Here is a 21,527-nt window from a genome sequence, read left to right as displayed (position 1 = left end):
AGGGGCCGCATTCGTGGAACAGACGATCGAGTACGCCCACGCGACGGGCGTACTGGGCAGCGTATGGCTGCTCATCGCCATCCCGCTGGTGAGCGCGGCGGTCATCCTGCTGCTCGGGCGCCGAGGCGCGAAGTTCTCGCACTGGCTCGGCACCGCGGCAATCGGTGCCTCGTTCGTGCTGACGCTGATCTACTTCTTCTCGCTGCGCGACCAGCCCAACCGGGCGGTGGAGCGCAACCTGTGGGAGTTCATCAACGTCGGCAACCTCAAGGTTGACATCGGTCTGCTGTTCGACCCGCTGGCCGCGGTCTTCTGCCTGCTGATCACGGGTGTGGGTTTCCTGATCCACCTCTACGCGGTCGGCTACATGGCGCACGACGAGCGCCGGCACACCTTCTTCGGCTACTTCAACCTGTTCGCCGCCGCGATGCTGTTGCTGGTCCTCGGCAACAACTACGTGATGCTCTACCTCGGCTGGGAAGGCGTCGGCCTGGCGTCCTACCTGCTGATCTCGTTCTGGTACACCCGGCCGGCGGCAGCGACCGCGGGCAAGAAGGCGTTCCTGATGAACCGCGTCGGCGACGCCGGCCTGGTCATCGCGATCTTCACGATGTTCGCCTACCTCGGCTCGACCAACTACGCCGACGTGTTCAACGGCGTCGGCGGGCTGTCGTCGACGGTGGTCCTGCTGCTCGGCCTGCTGCTCCTGCTCGGCGCGACCGGCAAGTCCGGCCAGTTCCCGCTCCAGGCGTGGTTGCCCGACGCGATGGAGGGCCCGACCCCGGTCTCCGCCCTGATCCACGCGGCGACGATGGTCACCGCGGGCGTCTACCTGATCGCCCGCTCCAACGCGATCTTCTCGGCCAACGAGGTGCTACAGACCGTCGTGGTCAGCGTCGGTGCGCTGACGTTGCTGATCGGCTGCATCATCGGCGCGGCCAAAGACGACATCAAGCGCGTGCTGGCCTGGTCGACGGTCTCCCAGATCGGCTACATGTTCCTCGGCGTGGGCCTGGGCGGCGGCGCGTACGCGCTGGCGATCATCCACCTGCTCGCGCACGGCTTCTTCAAGGCCAACATGTTCCTCGGCGCCGGTTCCGTCATGCACGGCATGAAGGACCAGGTCAACATCCGCCGGTTCGGTGGCCTGTGGAAGCTGATGCCGTGGACGTTCGCCACGTTCACCGCGGGCTGGCTCGCGATCGTCGGCTTCCCCGGGTTCTCCGGCTTCTTCACCAAGGAGCCGATCATCGTCGCCGCCTTCGAGCGCGACGGCTGGACCGCCTGGCTCTACGGCTGGGCCGCGCTGCTCGGCGCGGGGCTGACCGCGTTCTACATGACCCGGCTCTGGGTGCTCACCTTCCTCGGCCCGAAGCGCTGGACCGACGACATCGAGCACCCACACGAGTCGCCACCGATCATGGTCGGGCCGCTGGTGCTGCTCGCGATCGGCTCCGCCGTCGCCGGTGGTCTGATGGCCACCCCGGTCGCGAAGTGGCTCGAGCCGCCGCTGCCGGCTGAGGCGCACGATCTCGAACCGGTCATGTCGCACGGGGTGATCACCGCGCTCTCGCTGGTGCTCACGTTCGCCGGCATCGGCCTGGGATACCTGCTCTTCCGGCGCGGCACCGCGCTGGCCGAGCAGCCGGCCGGCGTGGTCGTCACGGCCGCCCGCCGCAACCTCTACGCCGACGCCTTCAACGAGATCGTCTTCGAGAAGCCCGGCATCTTCCTGACCCGCGCGCTCGTCTTCCTCGACAACCGGGGCATCGACGGCGCGGTCAACGGCCTCGCGGCCGCGGTCGGCGGCGGCTCCGGCCGGTTGCGCCGGTTGCAGACCGGCTTCGTCCGGTCGTATGCGATGTCCATGTTGACCGGCGCACTGCTCGTGGTCGCCGCGTTCGTCGCCGTGCAGATGGGATGGCTGAGCTAGCGATGCAGGACTTCCCGTACCTCTCGGTGCTGACGGGGTTGCCGCTTCTCGGCGCGATCGTCGTCTGGTGCCTGCCGCGCAGCCGGCCCGAGGTCGCCAAGATCGTCGCCCTGGCGTCGTCGCTGGTGGTGTTCGCGCTGTCGGTGGTCATGTGGATCGCCTTCAACGCGGGCGGCGACCGGCTCCAGCTCCGCGAGTCCTACCAGTGGATCCCGACCTGGGACGCCCGGTTCACCTTCGCGGTCGACGGCATCGCGCTGGTCATGCTGATGCTGATCACGGTGCTCGTGCCGCTGGTGATCCTGGCCTCGTGGCACGACGCCGACAAGAGCCGGCGCAGCATCCCGACCTACTTCGCGCTGCTGCTGGTGCTCGAGTGCACGATGATCGGCGTCTTCGCGGCCGCCGACGTCTTCCTGTTCTACGTGTTCTTCGAGGTCATGCTCGTCCCGATGTACTTCCTCATCGGCAGCTTCGGCGGACACCAGCGGCAGTACGCGGCCGTGAAGTTCTTCCTCTACTCGCTGGTCGGCGGCCTGTTCATGCTGGCCGCCGTGATCGGCCTGTGGGTGGTCGGCGGGCACACCTTCGACTGGGTGGCCCTGACCAGCAGCGACTTCGCCACCAACACCGGGCGCTGGCTGTTCCTCGGCTTCTTCATCGCCTTCGCGATCAAGGCGCCGTTCTTCCCGTTCCACACCTGGCTGCCCGACGCCGGTGGTGCCGCTCCGGCCGGCGCCGCGGCGCTGCTGGTCGGCGTGCTCGACAAGGTCGGCACCTTCGGCATCCTGCGCTATTGCCTCCCGCTGTTCCCGGAGGCGTCGCGCTGGTTCGCGCCGTGGGCGATCGCGCTGGCGGTGATCGGCATCATCTACGCCGCGCTGCTGGCCATCGGGCAAAACGACCTCAAGCGGCTGGTGTCCTACACGTCGATCGCGCACTTCGGCTTCATCGGCGTGGGCATCTTCGCGTTCACCACCCAGGCCGGCACCGGCGCCGTGCTCTACATGCTCAACCACGGCCTGGCCACCGGCCTGCTCTTCCTGGTCGTCGGCATGCTGGTCGCCCGCCGCAACTCGTCGAACATCCGCGACTTCGGCGGCGCCGGCAAGCTGGTGCCGGTGCTGGCCGGCGTGCTGTTCTTCGCCGGTCTGGCCTCGCTGGCCCTGCCCGGGACCGCGCCGTTCGTCTCCGAGTTCCTGGTGCTGATCGGCACGTTCACCGTCAACAAGCCGGTGGCGGTGATCGCGACCGTCGGCATCATCCTCGCGGCCGCCTACGTGCTGTGGATGGTCCAGCGGACCACGCAGGGCACCCTCAACCCGGCCCTGACCGAAGTGCCGGCGATGCGGCGTGACCTGAGCGTGCGGGAGAAGGTCGTGGTCGCACCACTGATCCTGCTGCTCCTGTTCCTCGGCTTCTACCCGAAGCCGGTTACTGACGTGATCAACCCCGCCGTCCAGGCCACGATGCAAGACGTGGGCAAGTCGGATCCGGCGCCCATCTCCGGCACCACCTCGGAGGCAGCAGTCAAATGACGATCAACTTCCCGCACATCGCGTACGCCGCGATCGCGCCGATGCTCATCGTGTTCGGTGCGGCGGCGCTCGGTGTGCTCGTCGAGGCCTTCGTGCCGAAGCGCTGGCGCTACCTGACCCAGCTCGTGGTCGCGCTGGCCGGTCTGGTCGCGGCCCTGGTGGTCCTGATCACCCAGGCCGACACCCGGCTGGTGACCGCCGGCCAGGCGATCGCGGTCGACGGCCCCGCGCTGTTCCTACAGGGCTCGATCGTCGTGCTCGCCGTCATGGCGGTGCTGCTGATCGGCGAGCGGGCGCTGGAGAAGGGCGGCCCGTTCGTCGCCCAGGCGGCGATCACGGTCGGCTCCGACGACGACCGCCGGCAGGCCGCACACGCCGACGGCGCGACCGAGGTCTACCCGCTGGCCATGTTCGCGGTCGGCGGCATGATGCTCTTCGTCTCGGCCAACGACCTGCTGACCATGTTCATCGCGCTCGAGGTGCTGTCGCTGCCCCTCTACCTGATGTGCGCGCTGGCCCGCCGGCGGCGGCTGGTCAGCCAGGAAGCCGCGCTCAAATACTTCATGCTCGGCGCGTACGCCTCGGCGTTCTTCCTGTTCGGTGTCGCGCTGGTCTACGGCTTCACCGCGTCGGTGCAGGCGGCGCCGGGCCGGCAGGCCGGTGGCGTCGACTTCGCCACCATCCACTCGGCCGCGACCGCGTCGCCCGCCAACCGCGCGCTGCTCTTCGGCGGCCTGGCGATGATCTCGATCGGCCTGCTCTTCAAGGCCGCCGCGGCCCCGTTCCACGTCTGGACCCCCGACGTCTACCAGGGCGCGCCGACCCCGGTCACCGCCTTCATGGCGGCCTGCACCAAGGTCGCCGCGTTCGGTGCCCTGCTGCGGATCCTCTACGTCGCGTTCGACGGCGCCAAGTGGGACTTCACCCCGGTCATCGGCGCGGTCGCGATCCTGACCATGCTGGTCGGCGCGGTGCTCTCGGTGACACAGACCGACCTCAAGCGGCTGCTCGCCTACTCGTCGATCGCCAACGCCGGCTACCTGCTGGTCGGTGTCCTGGCCGGCGGTCGCGCCGGCATCTCCAGCTCGATGTTCTACCTGGTCGCCTACGGCTTCACGGTGATCGCCGCGTTCGCGGTGGTGACGCTGGTGCGCGACGCCGACGGGGAGGCGACCCACCTGTCCCGCTGGGCGGGCCTGGGCCGCCGGTCGCCGGTGTTCGCGGGTGTCTTCACCTTCATCCTGCTTGCGTTCGCCGGCATCCCGCTCACCAGCGGCTTCATCAGCAAGTTCGCGGTGTTCGGTGCGGCCCTCGAAGGCGGGCAGACCTGGCTGGTCATCGCCGGCGTGATCACCAGCATGATCCTCGCGTTCCCCTACCTGCGCGTGGTGGTCATGATGTGGCTCTCCGAGCCGGGCGAGTCGACCCCGACGATCGCCGTCCCGGGCGCCCTCACCGCCGCCTCCCTGGTGATCGGCGTGGCCGCCACGCTGGTGCTCGGTGTGGCACCTGCGCCGCTGCTCAACCTGTCTGACACGGCTGGGCAGTTCATCCGATAGCTGAGGTTTGCCGGATGGGGGTCGCTACGGCGGCCCCCATCCGGCATTTCCGGTGGTTGTTCGGCCTATCCCCGCGCTGAGTCGATTTCGTGGTGTGGCATCGTGGGTTACGTGGGGATGGGGGCTGAGGACCTGACCTCGATCGGGGTCGACTTCGTCGATCCAGAGGTCGAGGCGTCCGCGCGTGCGGTGCTGGCGGCCGTCGAAGACGAGTTGCGCACCTGTGTGACCAGCGCCGACCCGATGATCACCGAGGCCGCGCGACACCTCGTCGAGGCCGGTGGCAAGCGGTTCCGGCCATTGCTGGTCGCCTTGGGCGCGCAGTTCGGCGACCCGACGGCCCGGATGGTGGTCCCGGCCGCGGTGGTGATGGAGCTGACCCACCTGGCGACGCTCTACCACGACGACGTGATGGACGAGGCGCCCGTGCGGCGCGGCGTGCGCAGCGCCAACTCGCGGTGGACCAACTCGGTGGCGATCCTGGTCGGCGACTACCTGTTCGCCCGGGCCGCGGATCTGGCCGCCGACCTCGGCACCGACGCGGTCCGGTTGCAGGCGCGCACGTTCGCCCGGCTGGTGCACGGCCAGATCGCCGAGACGGTAGGCCCGCGCGACGGCGTCGAGCCGGTCGCCCACTACCTCGACGTGCTCGCCGAGAAGACCGGCTCGCTGATCGCCACCTCCGCCCGGTTCGGCGGCATGTTCGGCGGTGCGACGCCGGAGCAGACCGAGGCGCTGTCCCGCTACGGCGAGAAGATGGGCATCGCGTTCCAGCTCTCCGACGACCTGCTCGACATCGCGTCCGAGTCGGAGCAGAGCGGCAAGACGCCCGGCACCGACCTGCGCGAAGGGGTGCCGACGCTGCCGGTGCTCTACGCGCTGGCCTCCGACGACACCGACGCCGCCGCGACCCGGCTGCGCGAGATCCTCGCCGCCGGCCCGGTCACCGACGACGACCTGCACGCCGAGGCGCTGGTGCTGCTGCGCGAGTCCGCGGCGATGAAGCGGGCCCGCGAGACTGTCCGCAGCTACGCCGAGGAGGCGCGGGAGCGGCTGGCGCCGTTGCCGGCCAACCCGACCCGGGCCGCCCTCGAGTCGCTCTGCGACTTCATCGCCGACCGCACCGGCTAGCCGCCCGCTTTGTCGGTCGCGGCTTGGTCAAGTCGCCGACACTTCGGGGCGGATGAACTCCGCGTATCGGGCACATTCACGCTCCGTGTCGAGAAATTTGGCGTTCTCGATACCAACAGGCATTTCGCGGACGGGAGCTTTTTCATATGGTGTAAGCCCCGGCCCGCGGAGGTGGGTGTGCGCGACCCTCTGGCAGAACCATCGGACCTGATTCGCAGCGTCTCCCGCGCCCTACGGGTGTTGGAAGCAGTGGGTCGGGCGCCGAAGGGCCTCACCGTGAAGCAGGTCGCCCGCCGCTGCGAGCTGACCGTCGCGACGACCTATCACCTGGTGCGCACGCTGGCCTACGAGGGCTACGTCATCCGCCGGGAAGACGGCACCTACATCGTCGGGCTCGAGGTCGCCGACCGCTACCGGGAGTTGGTCGCCGCGTTCCGCGGGCCACCCGCCGTCGGTGACGCGCTGCGCAGAGCCGCGGCTGACACCGGCTACAGCCACTACCTGGGCCGGTTCGTCGGCGGCCAGGTCGCGGTGACCGCGTCGGCGGAGGGACCGCGGTCGCCCTACCTGGAAGAGATGGTTCCGGGGTTCGACGAGGGCGCGCACGCCACCGCCCTGGGCAAGGCGCTGCTGGCCACGCTGACCCCCGACCAACGCTTCCGCTACCTGCGCGAATACGGCATGCGGCCGTTCACCCAGCAGACCCTGACCACCACCGAGGCGTTCGAGAGCGACCTGGCCGCCGGCGAGCGCCGGGGCATGCATCTCGAGATGGGGCAATACCGCCCTGGTGTCGCCTGCGCCGCCGTGATCGTCTCGCCCGACCGTGACATGGAACGCAGGGTCGTCCTGGCCTGTGCGCTGCCCGCGGCGGAGATGATGACATCAGCTCGTGTTGTGCGGGCGAAGCTGCTCGCGGTCGCCCGGACCGTCTCTGACGCACTGGGCGCACCCGACAACGGAAACGGCTGAACCACTCGCGCCAGCCGTGCGTGCGTTGGGGTGACAGAGATCAGGGGAGGCCCGAAAGCTTGGCCGACGACGACGCCGAACTGCTGCGCGCGCTGAACGAAGAGCACGGAGACGCTCTCTTCGCGCACGCCCTGCGGTTGGTGAGCGGCGACCGGCAACGGGCCGAAGACCTGGTGCAGGAGACGTTGCTGCGGGCCTGGCGCCATCCGGAGGCGCTCGACCCGGAGCGCGGCTCGGTGCGGGCGTGGCTGTTCACCACCGCACGACACCTCGCCATCGACGCGTGGCGCCGCCGCGCGTCGCGGGTCGGCGAGGTGGTGACCGACGACCTGCCCGAACCGCCACCCGAGATCGACGAAGCCGACCGGGCGGTGGAGGCCTGGACGGTCGCGGAAGCGCTGGCGCGCCTGTCGCCCGCGCACCGTGACGTTCTGGTCGAGTGCTTCTACCAGGGGCGCTCGGTCGCGGAGGCAGCCGCCCGCCTGGGCGTGCCGCCAGGCACGGTGAAGTCGCGCACGCACTACGCGCTGCGCTCGTTGCGCCTCGTGTTGGAGGAGATGGGGGTGACCCAGTGACCAACTGCCCGCACGCGCTCGACGACGGCGCCTACGTCCTGGGTGCCTTGTCGCCCAGCGAACGCGCCGAATACGAACGGCATCTGGCCGGCTGCCCGGAGTGCCGCGAGGCGGTCGCCGAGATCGCGGTGCTGCCCGGTCTGCTGGGCCGGCTGACCGACCCGACCGGGCTGGACCTGTCGGCACCGGCGCCGCCGGAGGACCGGATGCCCGCGCTGCTCACTGCCGTGGGCGCGGAACGAAAGCGGACCCGCAAGATCAGGCGTCGGAGGTACGCGGGCGCCGCGCTGGCCGCCGCCGCCCTCGCCGCGGTCGTGGGTGTCGGTGTCGCCGGCACCGACGCCGGCTGGTTCGGCGGCAGCACCGGCGCCGGCCAGATCGCCGCGCGGGGCACCCAGGTGGGCGTCAAGCTGGTGGCGATGCAGCCCGTCAACGGCGCGGTGCCGGTCAGAGCCGACATCGGCGTCAACGGCACCTCCTGGGGCACCGAGATCAGCATGCGCTGCACCTACGAGTCCGGCGGCACCAAGTCGTCGAAGGCGTGGACGTTCCGGTTGGTGGCGCACGGCTCCGACGGTTCGAAGGAACAGGTCGGCTCGTGGTCGGCGCAGGCCGGCGAGACGGTCGAGTTCAACGGGGCGACCCGGTTCACCGGCCGCGAGCTCGCGCGGTTGGAGCTGACCCGGTATGACGGGACCGCGCTGCTCGCGTACGACGTGCCCTAGGTCTTGGCCAGCTCTTTGGTGTTGAGTCGTGGGCGGTTGGCCCTGGCGGTGCGCAGCCCATCGGCGGTGAAAACGATCAGGGCGACCCAGACCAGTGCGAAACCGGCGAGGCGGGCCGGCGGCATCGCTTCGTGGTAGACGAAGACGCCGAGGGCGAGCTGCAGGATCGGCGTCAGGTATTGCAGGATGCCGAGGGCAGACAGCGGGATCCGGTTGGCCGCGCCGGCGAAGAACAGCAGCGGCACCGCGGTGACCGCGCCGGCCAGCACCAGCAGGATCGTGGTGTGCGCGTGGTCGGCGAACGTGCTGTGCGGCGTGCTGGTCAGCCAGATCAGGTAGGCGAGGCAGGGCAGTGCCAGCACGCCCGACTCGACGAGAAGCCCTTCCGCGGCGGCCAGGTTGAGTCGCTTCTTGACCAGGCCGTAGCCGCCGAAGCTGACGGCCAGCGTGAGCGCGATGTAGGGCAGCCGGCCGTAGTCGAGCGTGAGCACGAGCACGGCGGCCGCGCCGATGCCGACCGCGAGCCACTGCATCGGCCGGAGCCGCTCCCGCAAGACGGTGACCCCGAGCACGACGGTGACCAGCGGGTTGATGAAGTAGCCGAGCGCGGTCTCCACGACCCGGTCGCTGTTGACGCCGTAGATGTACATCCACCAGTTGACCGCCAGCAGCGTCGCCGCGAACGCGATCATCGCGACCGTGCGCGGTTTGCGCAGCAGGGCGAGCACCTGCCGCCCGCGCCGGAGGACCGCGAGGAGCAGCGCGACCAGCACGACCGACCAGACCACCCGGTGGGCGAGGATCTCCAGCGAGCCGGCGTCGTGCAGTTGCTTGATGTAGAGCGGCATGAAACCCCAGAGCAGATACGCGCTGAGGCCGAAGAGGTAGCCCTTGCGCAGCTCCGTCACGGGGTGTTCCGCCGGTCGATCTCCATCCAGCGGTCGGGTCGGGCGACCTGGACGAAACCTGCCTTGGCGTAGACGCCGTGCGCGTCCCAGGTGGCCAGGATGATCCGCAGTACGCCGATCTCGGCGAGCGCGTCACGGGCCGTCTCGGCGAGCCAGGTGCCGAGGCCGTGGCCACGCTCGGCCGGGTCGACGTAGACGTCGCACAGCCAGCCGAAGGTGGCCCGGTCGGTCACCACCCGGGCGAAGGCAACCTGCACGTTGTCTTTGTAGATGCCGAACAGCACCGAGTTGGCGAACGACCGCTCGACGATCTCCCGGGGTCGGCCCTTCGCCCAGTAGGCGTCGTTGGAAAGCCAGTCATAGACCCGGTCGACGTCGATGCGGTCGGGGTCGGTGGAGAGCTCGTACCCGTCGCGGGTGGCCGTCCGGTTGATCTCTTGCGCCGTGTTGGTCTCGTGCGCCGTGCTCATCTCCACGCAGGTGACGCTAGCCCGCGACCGATCGACGGTCGCGGGCCAATGCGCCAACTGCGGCCCGTGTCGGGGCCGGTTTCTGCTGTTTTGCCGGTGCGCTCAGTCGCGATCGAAGATCAGACCCAGCACCCAGGTGACGAGGCTCACGAAGAGCGCACCGAGCACCGCGGCCGGCCAGAAGCTCTCGACATCGAACGGCAGGTCGACCTGCTCGGCGATCCACCCGGTCAACAGGAAGAGCAAGGCGTTGACGACGATGGCGATCAGCCCGAGCGTCAAGATATAAAGCCCGCAACCGAGCGTCTTGATGATCGGCTGAAGCACGGCATTGACCACACCGAAGATCACCGCGACCAGAATGACGGTGAGCACCACCTGCCCGGTGGAATCGGTGTCCAGCGTGATGCCCGGAATGATCAGGGTGGCGAGCCAGAACGCGAACGCGGTGGCCAGCAGCCTGACAAGAACACCCTTCATGAAACCCATGCGCGGCATAGTGCCATGGAGATCGCCGCTAGTCGCCCCCTCGCAGCGAGTTTCCTGCCCTGGTCACGGGCTGCAATGCATCGACATCACTCGGTGTTCCCTGGTCGGTGAGAGACCGCTCGACCGGGGTCGGCGCGAGGGCGGCCCAGCGCAGTGGTTGGCCGGTCGCGATCATGGCGACGATCTCGTCGCCCAGCCCGGTGAGCTGGCCCTCCAGCGCGAAGGTGTCCGCCACGAGGTTGGCTTCGCCGGGTCTGAGGTTTTGCAGCATCACCAGGTCGGCGGTGGTGAGCAGCGGTGTGTCGGCGCTGGTCAGCTCGTCGCGGACGATGATCGTGGCGTGCCAGCCACGTGTGTTGCCCGGCGGCGTGGCGCTTCCCTGGTCGGCGGGTCGATCAGTTCCCGGGCCGTTGGCCGGCCGGAGGCCCCGGGTGGCGGCGTCAACGATGGTCAGGGTCGGTCGCAGCGGTGTTCCTGGTGGGGTGGTCGAAGCCATCCTGGTTGGCATGCCACCGTTAAGGCTCGGGCTGGCCCAATCTGGGATCGCGGCCGCGTCCGGCGTCACGACGATGTTGCGGGTGGGCGCCGTGACTTCGTCGGCGAAGCCGCTCCATGCTGCCCACCTGCGTGTTCGCACGTCGACCTGCGCGCCCAACGCAAGCGCACGGATGGCGACCAGTTGTGCGGTCCGCAGCCCGGCCACGACGACAATCCGCGTAGGCGCCGGGCGGAAGATCTTCGCGACCACGGGGATCCCGTGTCGGTCGTAGCCAAGCACCAGCCCGGCCAGCGGCAGCGCGGCGCCGCCGCTCACCGTTTGCGGCCATGATCCCGCGTATGGCTGCGGCGTCGGCTGTGGTCGGCGCGGCCGGGGGCTGGGTCGTGGTCTCGGTCTTGTCGCATCCGGGCGAGCGACGTGCTGCCGCTCATCCGGGGGTCGGCTGCTTGCCGCGCCGCCGGCCGGGTCACCGCGACATGCTGCCGTTGTATCCGACGGCCTGATTCCCAGCGATCCGGAGCGCCCACCAACCAGCAACGTCTCCGCTGCGGCGATGCGGTGCTCACCGTCGAGGCGATGCACGGTCGCCCGCTCGGCGGCGGCGAGTTGGCGGAGGGCTTGATCCGCGCGCTCCAGTTGCTGCGGTGACTCAGCGGCCAAGCGGACGGCGAGAGAAGGCGCGAACCGGCGCGGGCTGACGCAGATGGCGATCGCCGCCGTGGGGAGGGTGAGCAGGCGATGCATGGCCCGCGCCGTGTCCTCGTTGCCCGCGGGCAACGTCACCCGGTAGGCCGCCTGGCACAGCCCCCCGATCTCGACGAACGTCCAACGCTCGTCCACCCTGCTCGTGAAGTCGTGGTGGGCGAGTTCGGCCAGCGTCGTCGCCGCGTCCTCGTGGCCAAGCCGCCGATGGGGCCCGAGGCGTTTGGCGACGCGTCGGGTGGCGGCGGACATCGTCGGCCTCAGGTCGGCGTCGGACCATCCGGGCGGCCGCAGGACGCGGAGGACAACGAAGGTTCGGCACTGCGCGGGGATGCGGCCGCCGGTCAGCTGGCGATAAGACACGGCAGTCGCGCTGCCGATTCCGGACGTCCGCACCGCGGCGGCGGTCAGCAGCAGATCGATCCGTACCAGCGGTCTGATTTCCGGCAACGCGGTGACGGTGCGCGGGTGCTGCTCCGGTGGCGGGTCATCGGCGGCGGACCAATCGCGTGCCGCTGGGTCGTGAGCGACGGCCGGGTTCCGGCTCGGTCGGGGTTCGTGGGTGGCGGACCAATCGCGTGCCGCTGGGTCCTGGGCGACGGCCGGGTTCCGGCTCGGTCGGGGTTCGTGGGTGGCGGACCAGTTGTGTCCCGCTGGGTCCTGGGCGACGGCCGGGTTCCGGCTCGGTCGGGGTTCGTGGGTGGCGGACCAGTTGTGTCCCGGGTTCGGGTCGTGGGCGGGGGACCAGTTGTGTCCCGGGTTCGGGTCGTGGGCGGGCGACCAGTTGTGTCCCGGGTTCGGGTCGTGGGCGGGCGACCAGCTGTGTCCCGGGTTCGGGTCGTGGGCGGCGGACCAGTTGTGTCCCTGCGGCGGGCCGTAGCCGCCGGCCGGATTGTGGCTCGGGTGGGCGCCGCGCGGATGGTGGCTCGGTATCGGTTCGTGGATGGCGGACAGGTTGTGACCCAGCCGCGGGTCGTTGGCGGCGACCATCAGTAGGCCGAGATCGGGCAGCGCGGTCGGTTCGCTCGCGAGCAATGGTCCGTCGAGTTCGAAGACGGCGACCAGGCCGTCCGCGTCGACGAAGGCGCCATCCGGTGCCGGGGCCACGTCGGGCGCGAGGAAGCGCATCAGCTCGGCCGGCGTGGCGTTGGCCGGCAATGAATGCCGCCGGGTCGCGTAGCGGATGCCGATCGCGAGCCAGCTGTGGAGCCAGCGTCCGCGTACACGGGCAAAAGCGACAATCACCACCATGCAGCCGATGGTGCAGGCGGCGGTCAGGATGATCGGGCCGTGGCCCAGCGCGGCCAAGAGGCCGGCGATGGCCGCTTGAGCAGCGACGATCTGCCCGACCCGGCGCGGCGTCCATTGTGGATCACCCCGGGCCGCCTCCGCCGTCTTGCGGTAGGGGTCCACCGCGGTCGATGTCATCGCGATAGCCTGCCCTCCGTATTCGGCGCGGTTACTCGCCGCATCCTAGAACCGCCAGCGCCCACAAGGGAGCCCTGATGCCGTCGCGGCAGGACCAGCTGCACTCGTATCAGTTCATGGTGCAGCGGGTGGTTTCCGCCCTGGTTATGCGCGAGACCGACCCCGCGCAGCCGCCATTTCGGCGAGCCGCCGGCGCCTCGCTGGCCGGCGTGTTGGTGGCGGCCATCATCTGGGGCGGATTCGTCGTTTATGGCGTGCTCGTTGATGGTGGCGGCACCGCCTGGCGCGACACCTCGGCGGTGATCGTCGAGCGCGAATCCGGTGCCCGCTATATCTATCGGGATGGCAAGCTGCACCTGGTCGTCAACTATTCGTCGGCGCTGCTCGCGGTCGGTGCGCCGCAGCCGAAGACGGTGCTGGTCTCGCGGCGTTCGATCGAGGGCGTGCCGCGCGGCAGCACGCTGGGCATCGCCGAGGCGCCGGACTCGCTGCCCGCCGCCGGTCGTCTGCTCGGTCCACCCTGGACGGTGTGCACGCTGCCCGGGCCGGCGTCGGTGGTGCTGGTGGGCGCGACGAGCACGGGCGGCACGCGAGTCGGCGAGCGCGGTGTGCTGGCACAACATCCGGACGGCTCCTTGCATCTCATCTGGCAGAACCACCGCTATCGGCTGAGCGACCCGAGCCTGGCGCTAACCGCCTTGGGCTGGACGACCGTGCGGCCGGTGGCGGTCGCACCGGCCCTGCTCGGCGCGCTGCCGGCCGGTCCCGACCTGGCGGTGCCGCGCATCAGCGGCCGATCCACCCGCGTGCCATCGGCCCGCATCGGAGAGGTGTTCGTGGTGACCAGCCAGGGTGGCGGGCGGCAGTATGCGGTCGCGGTGCGCGCCGGCCTCGCCGGCATCACCCAGGTGCAGGCCGACCTGTTGCTGACCGCCAACCGGCAGGACGGGCCGACGGAGCTGACCCAGGGTCGCTTCGCCTCCATCGAGAAGGCGCCGGATCTGGTGCCGGCCGATCTGGTGCCCACGGTGACTCCCTCGCTGGTCGGGGCGTTCACGGGCGCGCTGTGTGCGGTGGTGCGCGACGACCGGGGCGTAGCCGATGTCGTGGTCGACGCCGACCTGCCCGATGTCGCGGATGCCGCGAGAACGCGGGATGGGGCCGCCGACTATGTGGCGGTGCCGCCAGGGCGTGCCGCGGTGGTGGAGGCGGTCGCGGCTCCGGGTGCGACCGGCGGAACGGTCAGCGTCGTCACGGACCTGGGCCGCAGGCATGCGGTCGTCGGTGCGGACACGTTGGCGATGCTCGGCTATGGCGACGTGCGGCCGGTGCGCCTGCCGGCGGCGGTGGTGGCGTTGTTGGGGTCGGGTGCATCACTCGATCCTGCCCGGGCGCAAGACCCTGTTTGACGCTATCCACAGGCAGAAATTTGTCCACAGCGAGTGTTTTCGGGGCTACCGAACGTATGCCATGAAGGTTTAGCGTCATGCCCGGCGTTGCGAGACATTCGCCAACTTCGACACGAAGCGAGGTGACGTCGGGGTGTCCCAGACGCAGGCACAAGCGGCGGTGATGCAGCAGACCGCCGCCAGGTTCGAGCAGGTCGACGAGTCGTTGCAGAGCATGCTGACCAGCCTCATGGCCGAGCTCGCCGTCCTGCAGACCGCGTGGCGTGGCGCGGGCGGTCGCTCGTTCGAGCAGGTCAAACAGCAGTGGTCGCACGACCAGGCGGCGATGCAGCGGGCCCTCCGCGAAACGGCCGGCGCGATCCGCACCGCCGGCCGGCAATACGAGGCCTCCGACAGCGACGCCGCCACCCGGATCGCCACCATCCAGCTGCCGTTGTAGAGGAGCCATCCGATGAACGACGACATCCTGGTCGTCAACTTTCCGGCCTTGCAGCAGGCCAGCGCCGACATCCAGAAGGCCCTGAACACCCTCGACACCCAACTGGCCCAGCTCGAACGTGACGCCGCGCCCCTGATAGCCACCTGGGACGGCGACGCGCGGCAGGCCTACGACCAGCGCCAGTCCCGCTGGCGCACCGCCTCGGCTGACCTACAGGCCATGCTGCGCGACATCAAGCTGGCCCTCGACGACTCCGCCGCCGACTACCTGAGCACGGAGAAGAGAAACGTCAACCTCTTCCACTAGCCCGGGTGCCCGTCGTGTCCAGAAAGTCCGTGCCGCTTGTCACCCGGGAGCGGCGTTGAGGGTGATCCTGGACCACGACGCAGGCGACTACCGCTACCGTCACGCCGGTGCCGATTCCCAGGTCGACGCGTTGTCCGCCTGGGAAGCGGGATCGTGGCCTCGGGAGCTAGGCGACCGGGCCGCGGTTGGGAGCGTGCCCGCCCGGGTTGGCGGGACCGTGACGGAAACATGGGCAACTGGCAAGATGACGATTGACAGGGAGAAAGCGGCGGTGCCGGCTCGGGATGGTATCGACGGTGGGCACGGCGAGACCGCCCGTGACGTCCCTACATCGTGATCTAGCCGACACCTTGTAGGTTGTACGCGATGCGTCTGGCCTGTCCGGGAAGGGGGTGGCCGTGACCGACTGGGAACCGGCCACCGAGGTCGAGGCCGCGATGCGAGACGCGCTCCGCGCCGGCGACCAGGAACTCTACTTCCGCATCCTGGCCCGCTCCGAGCTGCTGCTGCCCGTGTCGTCAGAGGCGCTCGCCGGTCGTGCTCCGGTCGGCTGGGGCACCTGGACCACCAACGGCCGCACGCACGTCCTCGCTTTCACGTCCGGTGAGGCGCTGCGCGTCTGCCTGGCCGACAACGCGGGGTCCGCCCGCCGCATGCCCTACCACGACCTCGCCGCGAGTTGGCCCAACCTGGAGTGGTGGCTCGCGGTCAACCCGGGCCTGCCGATCGAGGGCTACCTGCCGGCCTGGTTCGTCTCGCAGCTAGCCCGCGGTGACGTCCGCCTGCCCGGCCGCACCATGGGCGCCCGCGCCCGCCTTGACCGGGCCGAGTCAGCCGCGCGCGCCCGCGCCCGGGCCACTGTCCCCGGGCAGGTCGTCCAGGGCGAGATCGTCGAGCCGCCGTTCGTCGACCGTGCCGCGGCCGCGGTCGGGCCGGTCCTCGAGCCCGACAGCATCGAGCCACCGCAGCGCAATCGCCCGACCCGGCCGCCCGGCTACGACTCGCCGCTCGCCTCGATCCGCCGGCGGGCGGGCGTTGCCCCGACCGATGCCACCCCGTCGTCGCCCGCGACCCCGCCGCCCTACCGGCCGGTCCCGCAGCCGCAGGTCACCGACGTCACGCCACACCGTTCGCAGCCGAGCGGCAACGGCTACGACCGCCAGCCCGCGGCCAACGGCGAGGCGACAGCCTGGCCGCCGCCCGTCGTTCAGGGCGGCCCGCCGCCGCGCCGGCCGCTTCGCCCACCTGTGGAGCCGCCGCGCGAGGTCATCGACCAGTCCGCGCCCCCGATGCGCCCGCGCTCCCCGTTCCGCGACGACCCGGCGCGGGCGACCCCGCCCGCCCGTTTCGGCGCGCCGCCGCCCGTTCCGCAACCCCCGGCCAGGCCCACGTCGGGCGGTGGCTTCTTCGGCGGAGCCGAGGCCGACCCCGAGCCGCCACGGCGCCCGGCCACACCGGGTTGGCCCGGCCAGCCGGCCGCCCGCGACGACCCACGCCAGACCAACTGGTCGCCGGCCAACGCGGCTGCCAGCGCCAGCGTGCCAACCGAAACCAGACCATCCGCGGGTACGCCCACCGCCTCCCCGACGCCGCCCAGGCCCGCGCCTGGTCGCGACCCCGGCGCACCCGGATGGGCCGACAGCACACCACCAGCCCGTCCGGCGCCGGCCTGGCCGGCCGCGGCTGCGCCCGCACCCCAGGCCCGGCCCGGCTCCGTGACACCCGGCGGATCAGACAGCCCGGGTTCGCGCGGGCCGCAAGCCCGACCCGAGCACCCGCCCCGGCAGACCGACTCGGCACCCTTGCCGGTGCGCAGGCCAGGCAGTCCGCCCGCGAGCGGCGCCGCCGCGGCGACCGTCGGGCAACTCTGGCCCGACCACCCGGTCACCGGCCCGACGAGGGCGGCGGAGGCCGCGCCGCCGCGTCCGGATGATCGGCCCAGCGACGCCGGCACCCCCGGCGCGACGCCGCCCGGACGGGCCTGGCCCGAGCAGCCGCCGGCCGGCAAGCCCGGTCGAAGCGCGTCAACCTTGGCAAAGGTGTGGTCCAACCGCGGGTCCGCCGCGGCTCCCGAGGGCTCGACGGCGATCCCCGCCGGCAGCCCAACACCAGCGGCGCCGCAGTTGTGGGCAGACAGCAAGCCCCCATCGACTCCCGAGGTCCCGGCCCGAGCCGAGCCGCCGCGCCCGGCGTCGGCCGCGCCGCAGCGATGGCCCAATGACGCATCGCCGGCCCAGGCACCCGGCGGCCGCTCGCACACCGCCTCGGCGCAGGTCGGCTCGGACAGCAGGCCATCGCCGGGCACCGCGCAGTCGCCGGCGGTGTCGCAACTCCGCCCCGACGGCACCTCGTCCGCCGAGGCCGGTCGCGCTGACCGTTCGTCGGCAACCGCGGCGCAGATGTGGTCCGACAGCAAACCGTCGCCCGGCGTGCCGGCTGGTGCCGACAGGCCGGCAGCGATTCCCAGCGCGACGACCGACCTGTGGTCAGACAGCAAGCCGCCGTCCGACGTGCCCTCTGACGCCGAGCGGTCCTCGGCTGCGACGAACCGGTGGTCCGACGGCAATCCGTCCGACGTGCCGGCCGCCGCCGCCCGGCCGCAGGCCGTTCCGAGCGCGGCGACGGACCTGTGGTCAGACAGCACGCCGTCGTCAGAGCCGGCCCGCAGCGCGGTGGCCGACGTGTGGTCAGACAGCAGCTCGGCGGACGTATCGGACGGGTCCGACAGTGCGAAGGCGGCCGCCAGCGCTCGGACGGATAGCCGGTCGTCGGCCGGCGCTGACGGCCCGCGATCAGCGTCTACTGCGGCGACCGACTTGTGGTCGGACAGTGGGTCGTCGTCCGACATGTCGGGTGGCGCCGATGGGCCGCGGGCGGCCTCTAGCGCAGCCACGGACTTGTGGTCGGACAGTAGGCCGTCCTCCGACATGTCGCGTGCCGCTGACGAGCTGCGGGCGGCTTCTGGCGCGGCGACTGACTTGTGGTCGGACAGCGGGTCGTCGTCCGACGTGTCGGGTGGCGCCGATAGGCCGCGGGCGGCCTCTAGCGCAGCCACGGACTTGTGGTCGGACAGTACGTCGTCCGACGAGTCGTCAGCCACGTCGCCCGCAGGCGCCGGGCGATCCCCAACGGCCGACTCTGCGGCGGACTTGTGGTCTGACAGCAAGGCGCCGGATGTGCCGGCTGAGGCCGAGCGGTCTTCGGCGGCCGGGGCTCTGGCGGATCTCTGGGCCGACGGTAGGCCGTCGGCGGGTGCCGGCTCGACGGCAACTGCCGATGCGGCGCGGATGCGGTCCGAGAGTCAGACGCCGTCGCAAGCGCAGGCTGGCACCGATCGGTCGCCAGCGGCTTCCGATGCCGCCCCGGACCTGTGGTCGGACAGCAAGCCGCCGGCTGATACCCAGCGGTCGCAAGCGGCTCCTGGGGCCGCCGCGCAGGCGTGGTCGGGCAGCGAGCCGGCGAATGCCGGTGTGGCCGCTGAGACGTGGTCGGACGGTGGGGCACTGGCAGCACCGCAACAGCCCGACACTGACGGGCCGGAGGGCGTGAAGCCGCACGCGAACACCGCCGCGCAGTCATGGTCGGAAGCCGGCACTGCCGAGAAGCCGCAGACGAGCGGACTATGGTCCGACAGCGCCGCGCCGTCCGAGGCGGGGACCGCGGAGCCCAGCGCGGCGGAGATGTGGCTGGATCGCGCAGCCGCCGCCGAGAAAGCTCCGGAGCCCTCCGCCACTGAGATCTGGCACGACCGCACGCCATCGCCGAGCGACGACGCGCCGGCGGCGGCGACGGACTCCAGCTACGCCGAGCTCTGGCTCGACCACGACGATGCGGCGGCCGCGGCAGAAGCGCCGCGCGGCGAAGACCAGCGGTGGGCACCGGGACCGGTTGACGCGCAACCGGACGCCGCGGACCTCTGGCGAGACAGCGCACCGGCGACCCAAACCGAGGCCGCCACCCAGGGGAGCGACCCGCACGCGGGTTGGTCCAGCAGCACGCCGGTCACACCGTTCGCGGCGGCAGACGCTCCGTCGACCTCGCAGGCCTGGGCGACCGCACCGACACCGTCCTGGTTGGATCAGGCCGCGCCCGCGGCGGGCCAGCCGCCCGCCGACACCAGCCTTTTCACCGCTGAGGTGCCCGCCGACTTCCGGCCGGCCAACGACGTCGAGGAAAGCCTGCTCACCGCCGCCGGTAGCGGCAACACCGACACCTTCCTGTCGACGTTGCTGCTCGCCCGGGTGCTGCTGCCCGTCTCCAGCGATTCGAGCGCCGGCGCCAAGCCGGGTGGCGACGGGTTCGTCTGGCGCACCGAGACGATCGACGACCAGCCCTACGTCGTGGTGTTCACGTCGCCGGAGCGGATGGCCGAGCACCTCGACAACGGGCACGAGACGGTTACCGTCAAGTTCGTTCGGCTGATCAGTCGCTGGCCGCAGGAAAACTGGTCGTTCGCCGTCAACCCGGGCACGCCGGTGGGCGCGAAGCTACCCGGGGCCCAGATCGTGGCGCTCGCGAGCTGGGCCGCCGAGGTTGGGCTCGACGCCGGCGACGACGAGCCGGTGGTCGCGGCCGCGCCCAAGCAGGAGGCGCCGAAGCCGGCACCCGCACCGGCCGCAGTGGATGCGGCGCTGCCGACGATGATGCAGAAGACGATCGCGCCGAGCCAGGTCGACTACTACCTGGAGCGCGGGTATGACCGGGTTTCCGGGTTCGTGCACCGGGTCGCCGAAGTCTCTCACCTCAGCAGCCCGGCACAGCTGTTCACCGCGCTCGGCCTGGGCTACGCCAACAGCCCCTTCGACGCCGGCGCCGACGAGGTCTATGTGTTGCGTTGGCCCGCCTACCGGCCGAGCCTCTACCGGATCCCTTACGGCGGCCAGAACGAGACCGCGATGCGCGCGATGGAGGGCTGGGTCATCGAGCGCGGGCCCTTCCGCGGCAACGGGTTCGCGCCCGGTGAGGGCAGTGAGGTCATCGCGGAGTTCAAGGTGGACAGTGCCCGACTGCCGCACGGCGCGCAGCTCTGGTTGATCCGCGCCGACGGGTCGGAGAAGCTGGTCGCCGTGCTCGACGCCGACGCGCCGGGGTGGAATCGGGTTGATGACCAGTGATGCGTGACGGGTACGTGGCCCGCTGGCAGGACCGGGAATACGACGCCAGCCCCGACGGCGAACAGGTCCGGATCTACCAGCCGGATCCCGGCGACGGCTTCACCGAAGTGCGCACCGGCCGTTACGTCCGGGTCGTCCCGGTGGCCGAGGTCGACGAGGTCGCCTACGTGCGCACCACCTGCTCCTGGAAAGGCGAGCCGTTCATCGTGCTGGCGGAGCACGACGGCTGGTTGCGGGTCGAATACACGGGCGGGCGGGCCCCGATCGCCGAGTCGCTCGGCCTCGAACCGTTCGACTTCGGTGTCTACCAGGGCTGGGCACCCGCCAACGAGGTCCGCGACCTGCGCGAACAACGCGCCTAGGATTTAGCCCAGCGCAGCACCTCGCCGAGCACCAGGTCGGGTGCCTCGAGATGTGGGTAGTGGCCGACGCCATCCAGCAGGCGCCACTCGTACGGTGCGACGCAGTAACGTCCTGATCCTTGCGCCGTCCGCGGCAGCACCGCGTTGTCTAGCGCCCCGTGCAGTTGCAAGGTCGGCGTGATCAGCGGCGTCTGCATCTGCTTGACGAAGCGATAGCCGTGCAGCCGCAGCGCCGAGCGGAACGCCCAGCGATAGCCCTCCAGCGCGCAGAACGCGACCTGCGGGATCCGCATCGCCTCCTGGCAGCGCGCGATGTAGTCGTCGAACCCGGCCGACTGCTTCCACGCCGGGCCGGACCACTGGCGCAGGAAGTCGCCGACCATCTTCGCGCCGTCGCGGACCAGCACGTGCTCGTAGCGCGGGAGCTGGAAACGCAGTGTCGGGGTCGCGGCGTTGAACTGGCCGCGTGGGTCGGCGAAGATCGCCGCGCGTAGCCGGAGCGGGTGCGCGGCGCCGAGCACCACCAGCCGGCGCACCATCTTCGGGTGGAACGCGGCGGCGGCCCAGCCGACCATCCCGCCGAAGCCGGCGCCGACGATCGTTGCCTCCCGCTCGCCCAGTGCGCGGATCAGGCCGGTGACGTCGGCGGCCATCGTGAACCCGTCGTACCCCCTGGGCGGTTTGTCGCTGGCGCCGTATCCCCGCATATCCACCGCGACGGCCCGGAAGCCGGCATCGGCCACTGCGGGCAGCATCTCGTGCCAGGCCCACCAGAACTCGGGAAAGCCGTGCAGGAACAGCACCAGCGGGCCGGCGCCGGCCTCGACCACGTGGAAGCGGTTGCCGTTGGCGCCAACCGAACGGTGCGTCCAGGGGCCGTCGACCAGCACGCTTGTCTCGTCTACCACGGGTTCCATCCGGCCAGCGTAGGTCAGTCGCGCCCCGGTCCGGCTCCGGAGATCTCCCGG

General features: G+C 70.9%; 16 protein-coding genes and 2 pseudogenes. 13 read left to right on the top strand and 5 right to left on the bottom strand.

Features of this window, described 5'->3' with window-relative positions:
- Nucleotides 1-13 precede the first annotated feature (13 nt).
- The 7 genes from nuoL (at nucleotide 14) to DFJ67_RS08495 (ending at nucleotide 8,433) form a co-directional block, all read left to right on the top strand.
- Nucleotides 14-1,933, top strand: coding sequence for an NADH-quinone oxidoreductase subunit L (gene nuoL / locus DFJ67_RS08525; RefSeq protein WP_116067378.1), 1,920 nt, complete (start codon nucleotides 14-16; stop codon nucleotides 1,931-1,933).
- 2 nt (nucleotides 1,934-1,935) lie between these two features.
- On the top strand, nucleotides 1,936-3,471 hold the full coding sequence (locus DFJ67_RS08520) for an NADH-quinone oxidoreductase subunit M (protein ID WP_116067377.1): 1,536 nt from the start codon (nucleotides 1,936-1,938) through the stop codon (nucleotides 3,469-3,471).
- Complete coding sequence (gene nuoN, locus DFJ67_RS08515) at nucleotides 3,468-5,030, top strand: NADH-quinone oxidoreductase subunit NuoN (protein WP_116067376.1); 1,563 nt, start codon at nucleotides 3,468-3,470, stop codon at nucleotides 5,028-5,030. The genes DFJ67_RS08520 and nuoN overlap by 4 nt, the downstream gene beginning before the upstream one ends.
- Before the next feature lie 117 nt (nucleotides 5,031-5,147).
- Nucleotides 5,148-6,161 carry a polyprenyl synthetase family protein gene (locus DFJ67_RS08510; protein ID WP_116067375.1) on the top strand — a complete coding sequence of 338 codons (1,014 nt, stop codon included), beginning with the start codon at nucleotides 5,148-5,150 and terminating at the stop codon, nucleotides 6,159-6,161.
- Between the two features lie 177 nt (nucleotides 6,162-6,338).
- Nucleotides 6,339-7,133: an IclR family transcriptional regulator gene (locus tag DFJ67_RS08505; protein WP_116075899.1), complete on the top strand. Its 795-nt coding sequence runs from the start codon at nucleotides 6,339-6,341 to the stop codon at nucleotides 7,131-7,133.
- 80 nt (nucleotides 7,134-7,213) lie between these two features.
- Entirely contained in the window at nucleotides 7,214-7,708 is a 495-nt protein-coding gene (locus tag DFJ67_RS08500; protein WP_239097445.1) for a sigma-70 family RNA polymerase sigma factor, read from the top strand.
- A complete protein-coding gene (locus DFJ67_RS08495) occupies nucleotides 7,705-8,433 on the top strand; it encodes an anti-sigma factor family protein (RefSeq protein WP_116067373.1) in 729 nt (242 codons plus the stop codon). The genes DFJ67_RS08500 and DFJ67_RS08495 overlap by 4 nt, the downstream gene beginning before the upstream one ends.
- On the opposite strand, the gene rarD is transcribed toward DFJ67_RS08495, so the two are convergent.
- The 4 genes from rarD to DFJ67_RS08475 all read right to left on the bottom strand — a co-directional run bounded on the left by rarD (nucleotide 8,430) and on the right by DFJ67_RS08475 (nucleotide 12,929).
- Complete coding sequence (gene rarD, locus DFJ67_RS08490; protein ID WP_116067372.1) at nucleotides 8,430-9,341, bottom strand: EamA family transporter RarD; 912 nt, start codon at nucleotides 9,339-9,341, stop codon at nucleotides 8,430-8,432. The two genes, DFJ67_RS08495 and rarD, sit on opposite strands and share 4 nt — an antisense overlap.
- Nucleotides 9,338-9,811: a GNAT family N-acetyltransferase gene (locus tag DFJ67_RS08485; RefSeq protein WP_116067371.1), complete on the bottom strand. Its 474-nt coding sequence runs from the start codon at nucleotides 9,809-9,811 to the stop codon at nucleotides 9,338-9,340. Before DFJ67_RS08485 ends, rarD begins: the two co-directional genes overlap by 4 nt.
- Nucleotides 9,812-9,913: 102 nt before the next feature.
- Entirely contained in the window at nucleotides 9,914-10,300 is a 387-nt protein-coding gene (locus DFJ67_RS08480; RefSeq protein ID WP_090787011.1) for a phage holin family protein, read from the bottom strand.
- A gap of 28 nt (nucleotides 10,301-10,328) precedes the next feature.
- Nucleotides 10,329-12,929: a hypothetical protein gene (locus tag DFJ67_RS08475; protein ID WP_116067370.1), complete on the bottom strand. Its 2,601-nt coding sequence runs from the start codon at nucleotides 12,927-12,929 to the stop codon at nucleotides 10,329-10,331.
- A 77-nt stretch (nucleotides 12,930-13,006) separates the two neighbouring features.
- On the opposite strand from DFJ67_RS08475, the gene eccB reads away from it, so the two are divergent.
- The 6 genes and pseudogenes from eccB (at nucleotide 13,007) to DFJ67_RS08445 (ending at nucleotide 20,559) form a co-directional block, all read left to right on the top strand.
- Nucleotides 13,007-14,338, top strand: a complete 1,332-nt coding sequence (eccB, locus tag DFJ67_RS08470; RefSeq protein ID WP_116067369.1) for a type VII secretion protein EccB — start codon at nucleotides 13,007-13,009, stop codon at nucleotides 14,336-14,338.
- Nucleotides 14,339-14,471: 133 nt separating this feature from the next.
- Nucleotides 14,472-14,777: a WXG100 family type VII secretion target gene (locus tag DFJ67_RS08465; RefSeq protein WP_116067368.1), complete on the top strand. Its 306-nt coding sequence runs from the start codon at nucleotides 14,472-14,474 to the stop codon at nucleotides 14,775-14,777.
- Nucleotides 14,778-14,789: 12 nt separating this feature from the next.
- The gene (locus DFJ67_RS08460) at nucleotides 14,790-15,083 is read left to right on the top strand and encodes a WXG100 family type VII secretion target (protein ID WP_116067367.1); all 294 of its coding nucleotides are present in this window, start codon (nucleotides 14,790-14,792) and stop codon (nucleotides 15,081-15,083) included.
- Between the two features lie 437 nt (nucleotides 15,084-15,520).
- Nucleotides 15,521-15,769, top strand: a pseudogene (locus tag DFJ67_RS44665) (SseB family protein); the annotation flags it as partial.
- 3,312 nt (nucleotides 15,770-19,081) lie between these two features.
- Nucleotides 19,082-20,197 (top strand): annotated as a pseudogene (locus DFJ67_RS44660) (SseB family protein); the annotation flags it as partial.
- Nucleotides 20,194-20,559: a UCP033725 family protein gene (locus DFJ67_RS08445; protein WP_116067366.1), complete on the top strand. Its 366-nt coding sequence runs from the start codon at nucleotides 20,194-20,196 to the stop codon at nucleotides 20,557-20,559. The pseudogene DFJ67_RS44660 and the gene DFJ67_RS08445, both read left to right, overlap by 4 nt.
- On the opposite strand, the gene DFJ67_RS08440 is transcribed toward DFJ67_RS08445, so the two are convergent.
- Complete coding sequence (locus DFJ67_RS08440) at nucleotides 20,556-21,476, bottom strand: alpha/beta fold hydrolase (RefSeq protein WP_116067365.1); 921 nt, start codon at nucleotides 21,474-21,476, stop codon at nucleotides 20,556-20,558. The two genes, DFJ67_RS08445 and DFJ67_RS08440, sit on opposite strands and share 4 nt — an antisense overlap.
- Nucleotides 21,477-21,527: the final 51 nt, after the last annotated feature.

This window comes from Asanoa ferruginea (genome assembly GCF_003387075.1).
GTDB lineage: Bacteria > Actinomycetota > Actinomycetes > Mycobacteriales > Micromonosporaceae > Asanoa > Asanoa ferruginea.
The sequence above is the reverse complement of the archived record's forward strand: the minus strand, read 5'-3'. Positions and strand labels throughout refer to the sequence as shown.

Coding starts and splice junctions, on each gene's coding strand:
- DFJ67_RS08520 (WP_116067377.1), top strand. CDS start 1,936: ATGCAGGACTTCCCGTACCTCTCGGTGCTGACGGGGTTGCCGCTTCTC.
- nuoN (WP_116067376.1), top strand. CDS start 3,468: ATGACGATCAACTTCCCGCACATCGCGTACGCCGCGATCGCGCCGATG.
- DFJ67_RS08510 (WP_116067375.1), top strand. CDS start 5,148: ATGGGGGCTGAGGACCTGACCTCGATCGGGGTCGACTTCGTCGATCCA.
- DFJ67_RS08485 (WP_116067371.1), bottom strand. CDS start 9,811: ATGAGCACGGCGCACGAGACCAACACGGCGCAAGAGATCAACCGGACG.
- DFJ67_RS08480 (WP_090787011.1), bottom strand. CDS start 10,300: ATGGGTTTCATGAAGGGTGTTCTTGTCAGGCTGCTGGCCACCGCGTTC.
- DFJ67_RS08475 (WP_116067370.1), bottom strand. CDS start 12,929: ATGACATCGACCGCGGTGGACCCCTACCGCAAGACGGCGGAGGCGGCC.
- eccB (WP_116067369.1), top strand. CDS start 13,007: ATGCCGTCGCGGCAGGACCAGCTGCACTCGTATCAGTTCATGGTGCAG.
- DFJ67_RS08460 (WP_116067367.1), top strand. CDS start 14,790: ATGAACGACGACATCCTGGTCGTCAACTTTCCGGCCTTGCAGCAGGCC.
- DFJ67_RS08440 (WP_116067365.1), bottom strand. CDS start 21,476: ATGGAACCCGTGGTAGACGAGACAAGCGTGCTGGTCGACGGCCCCTGG.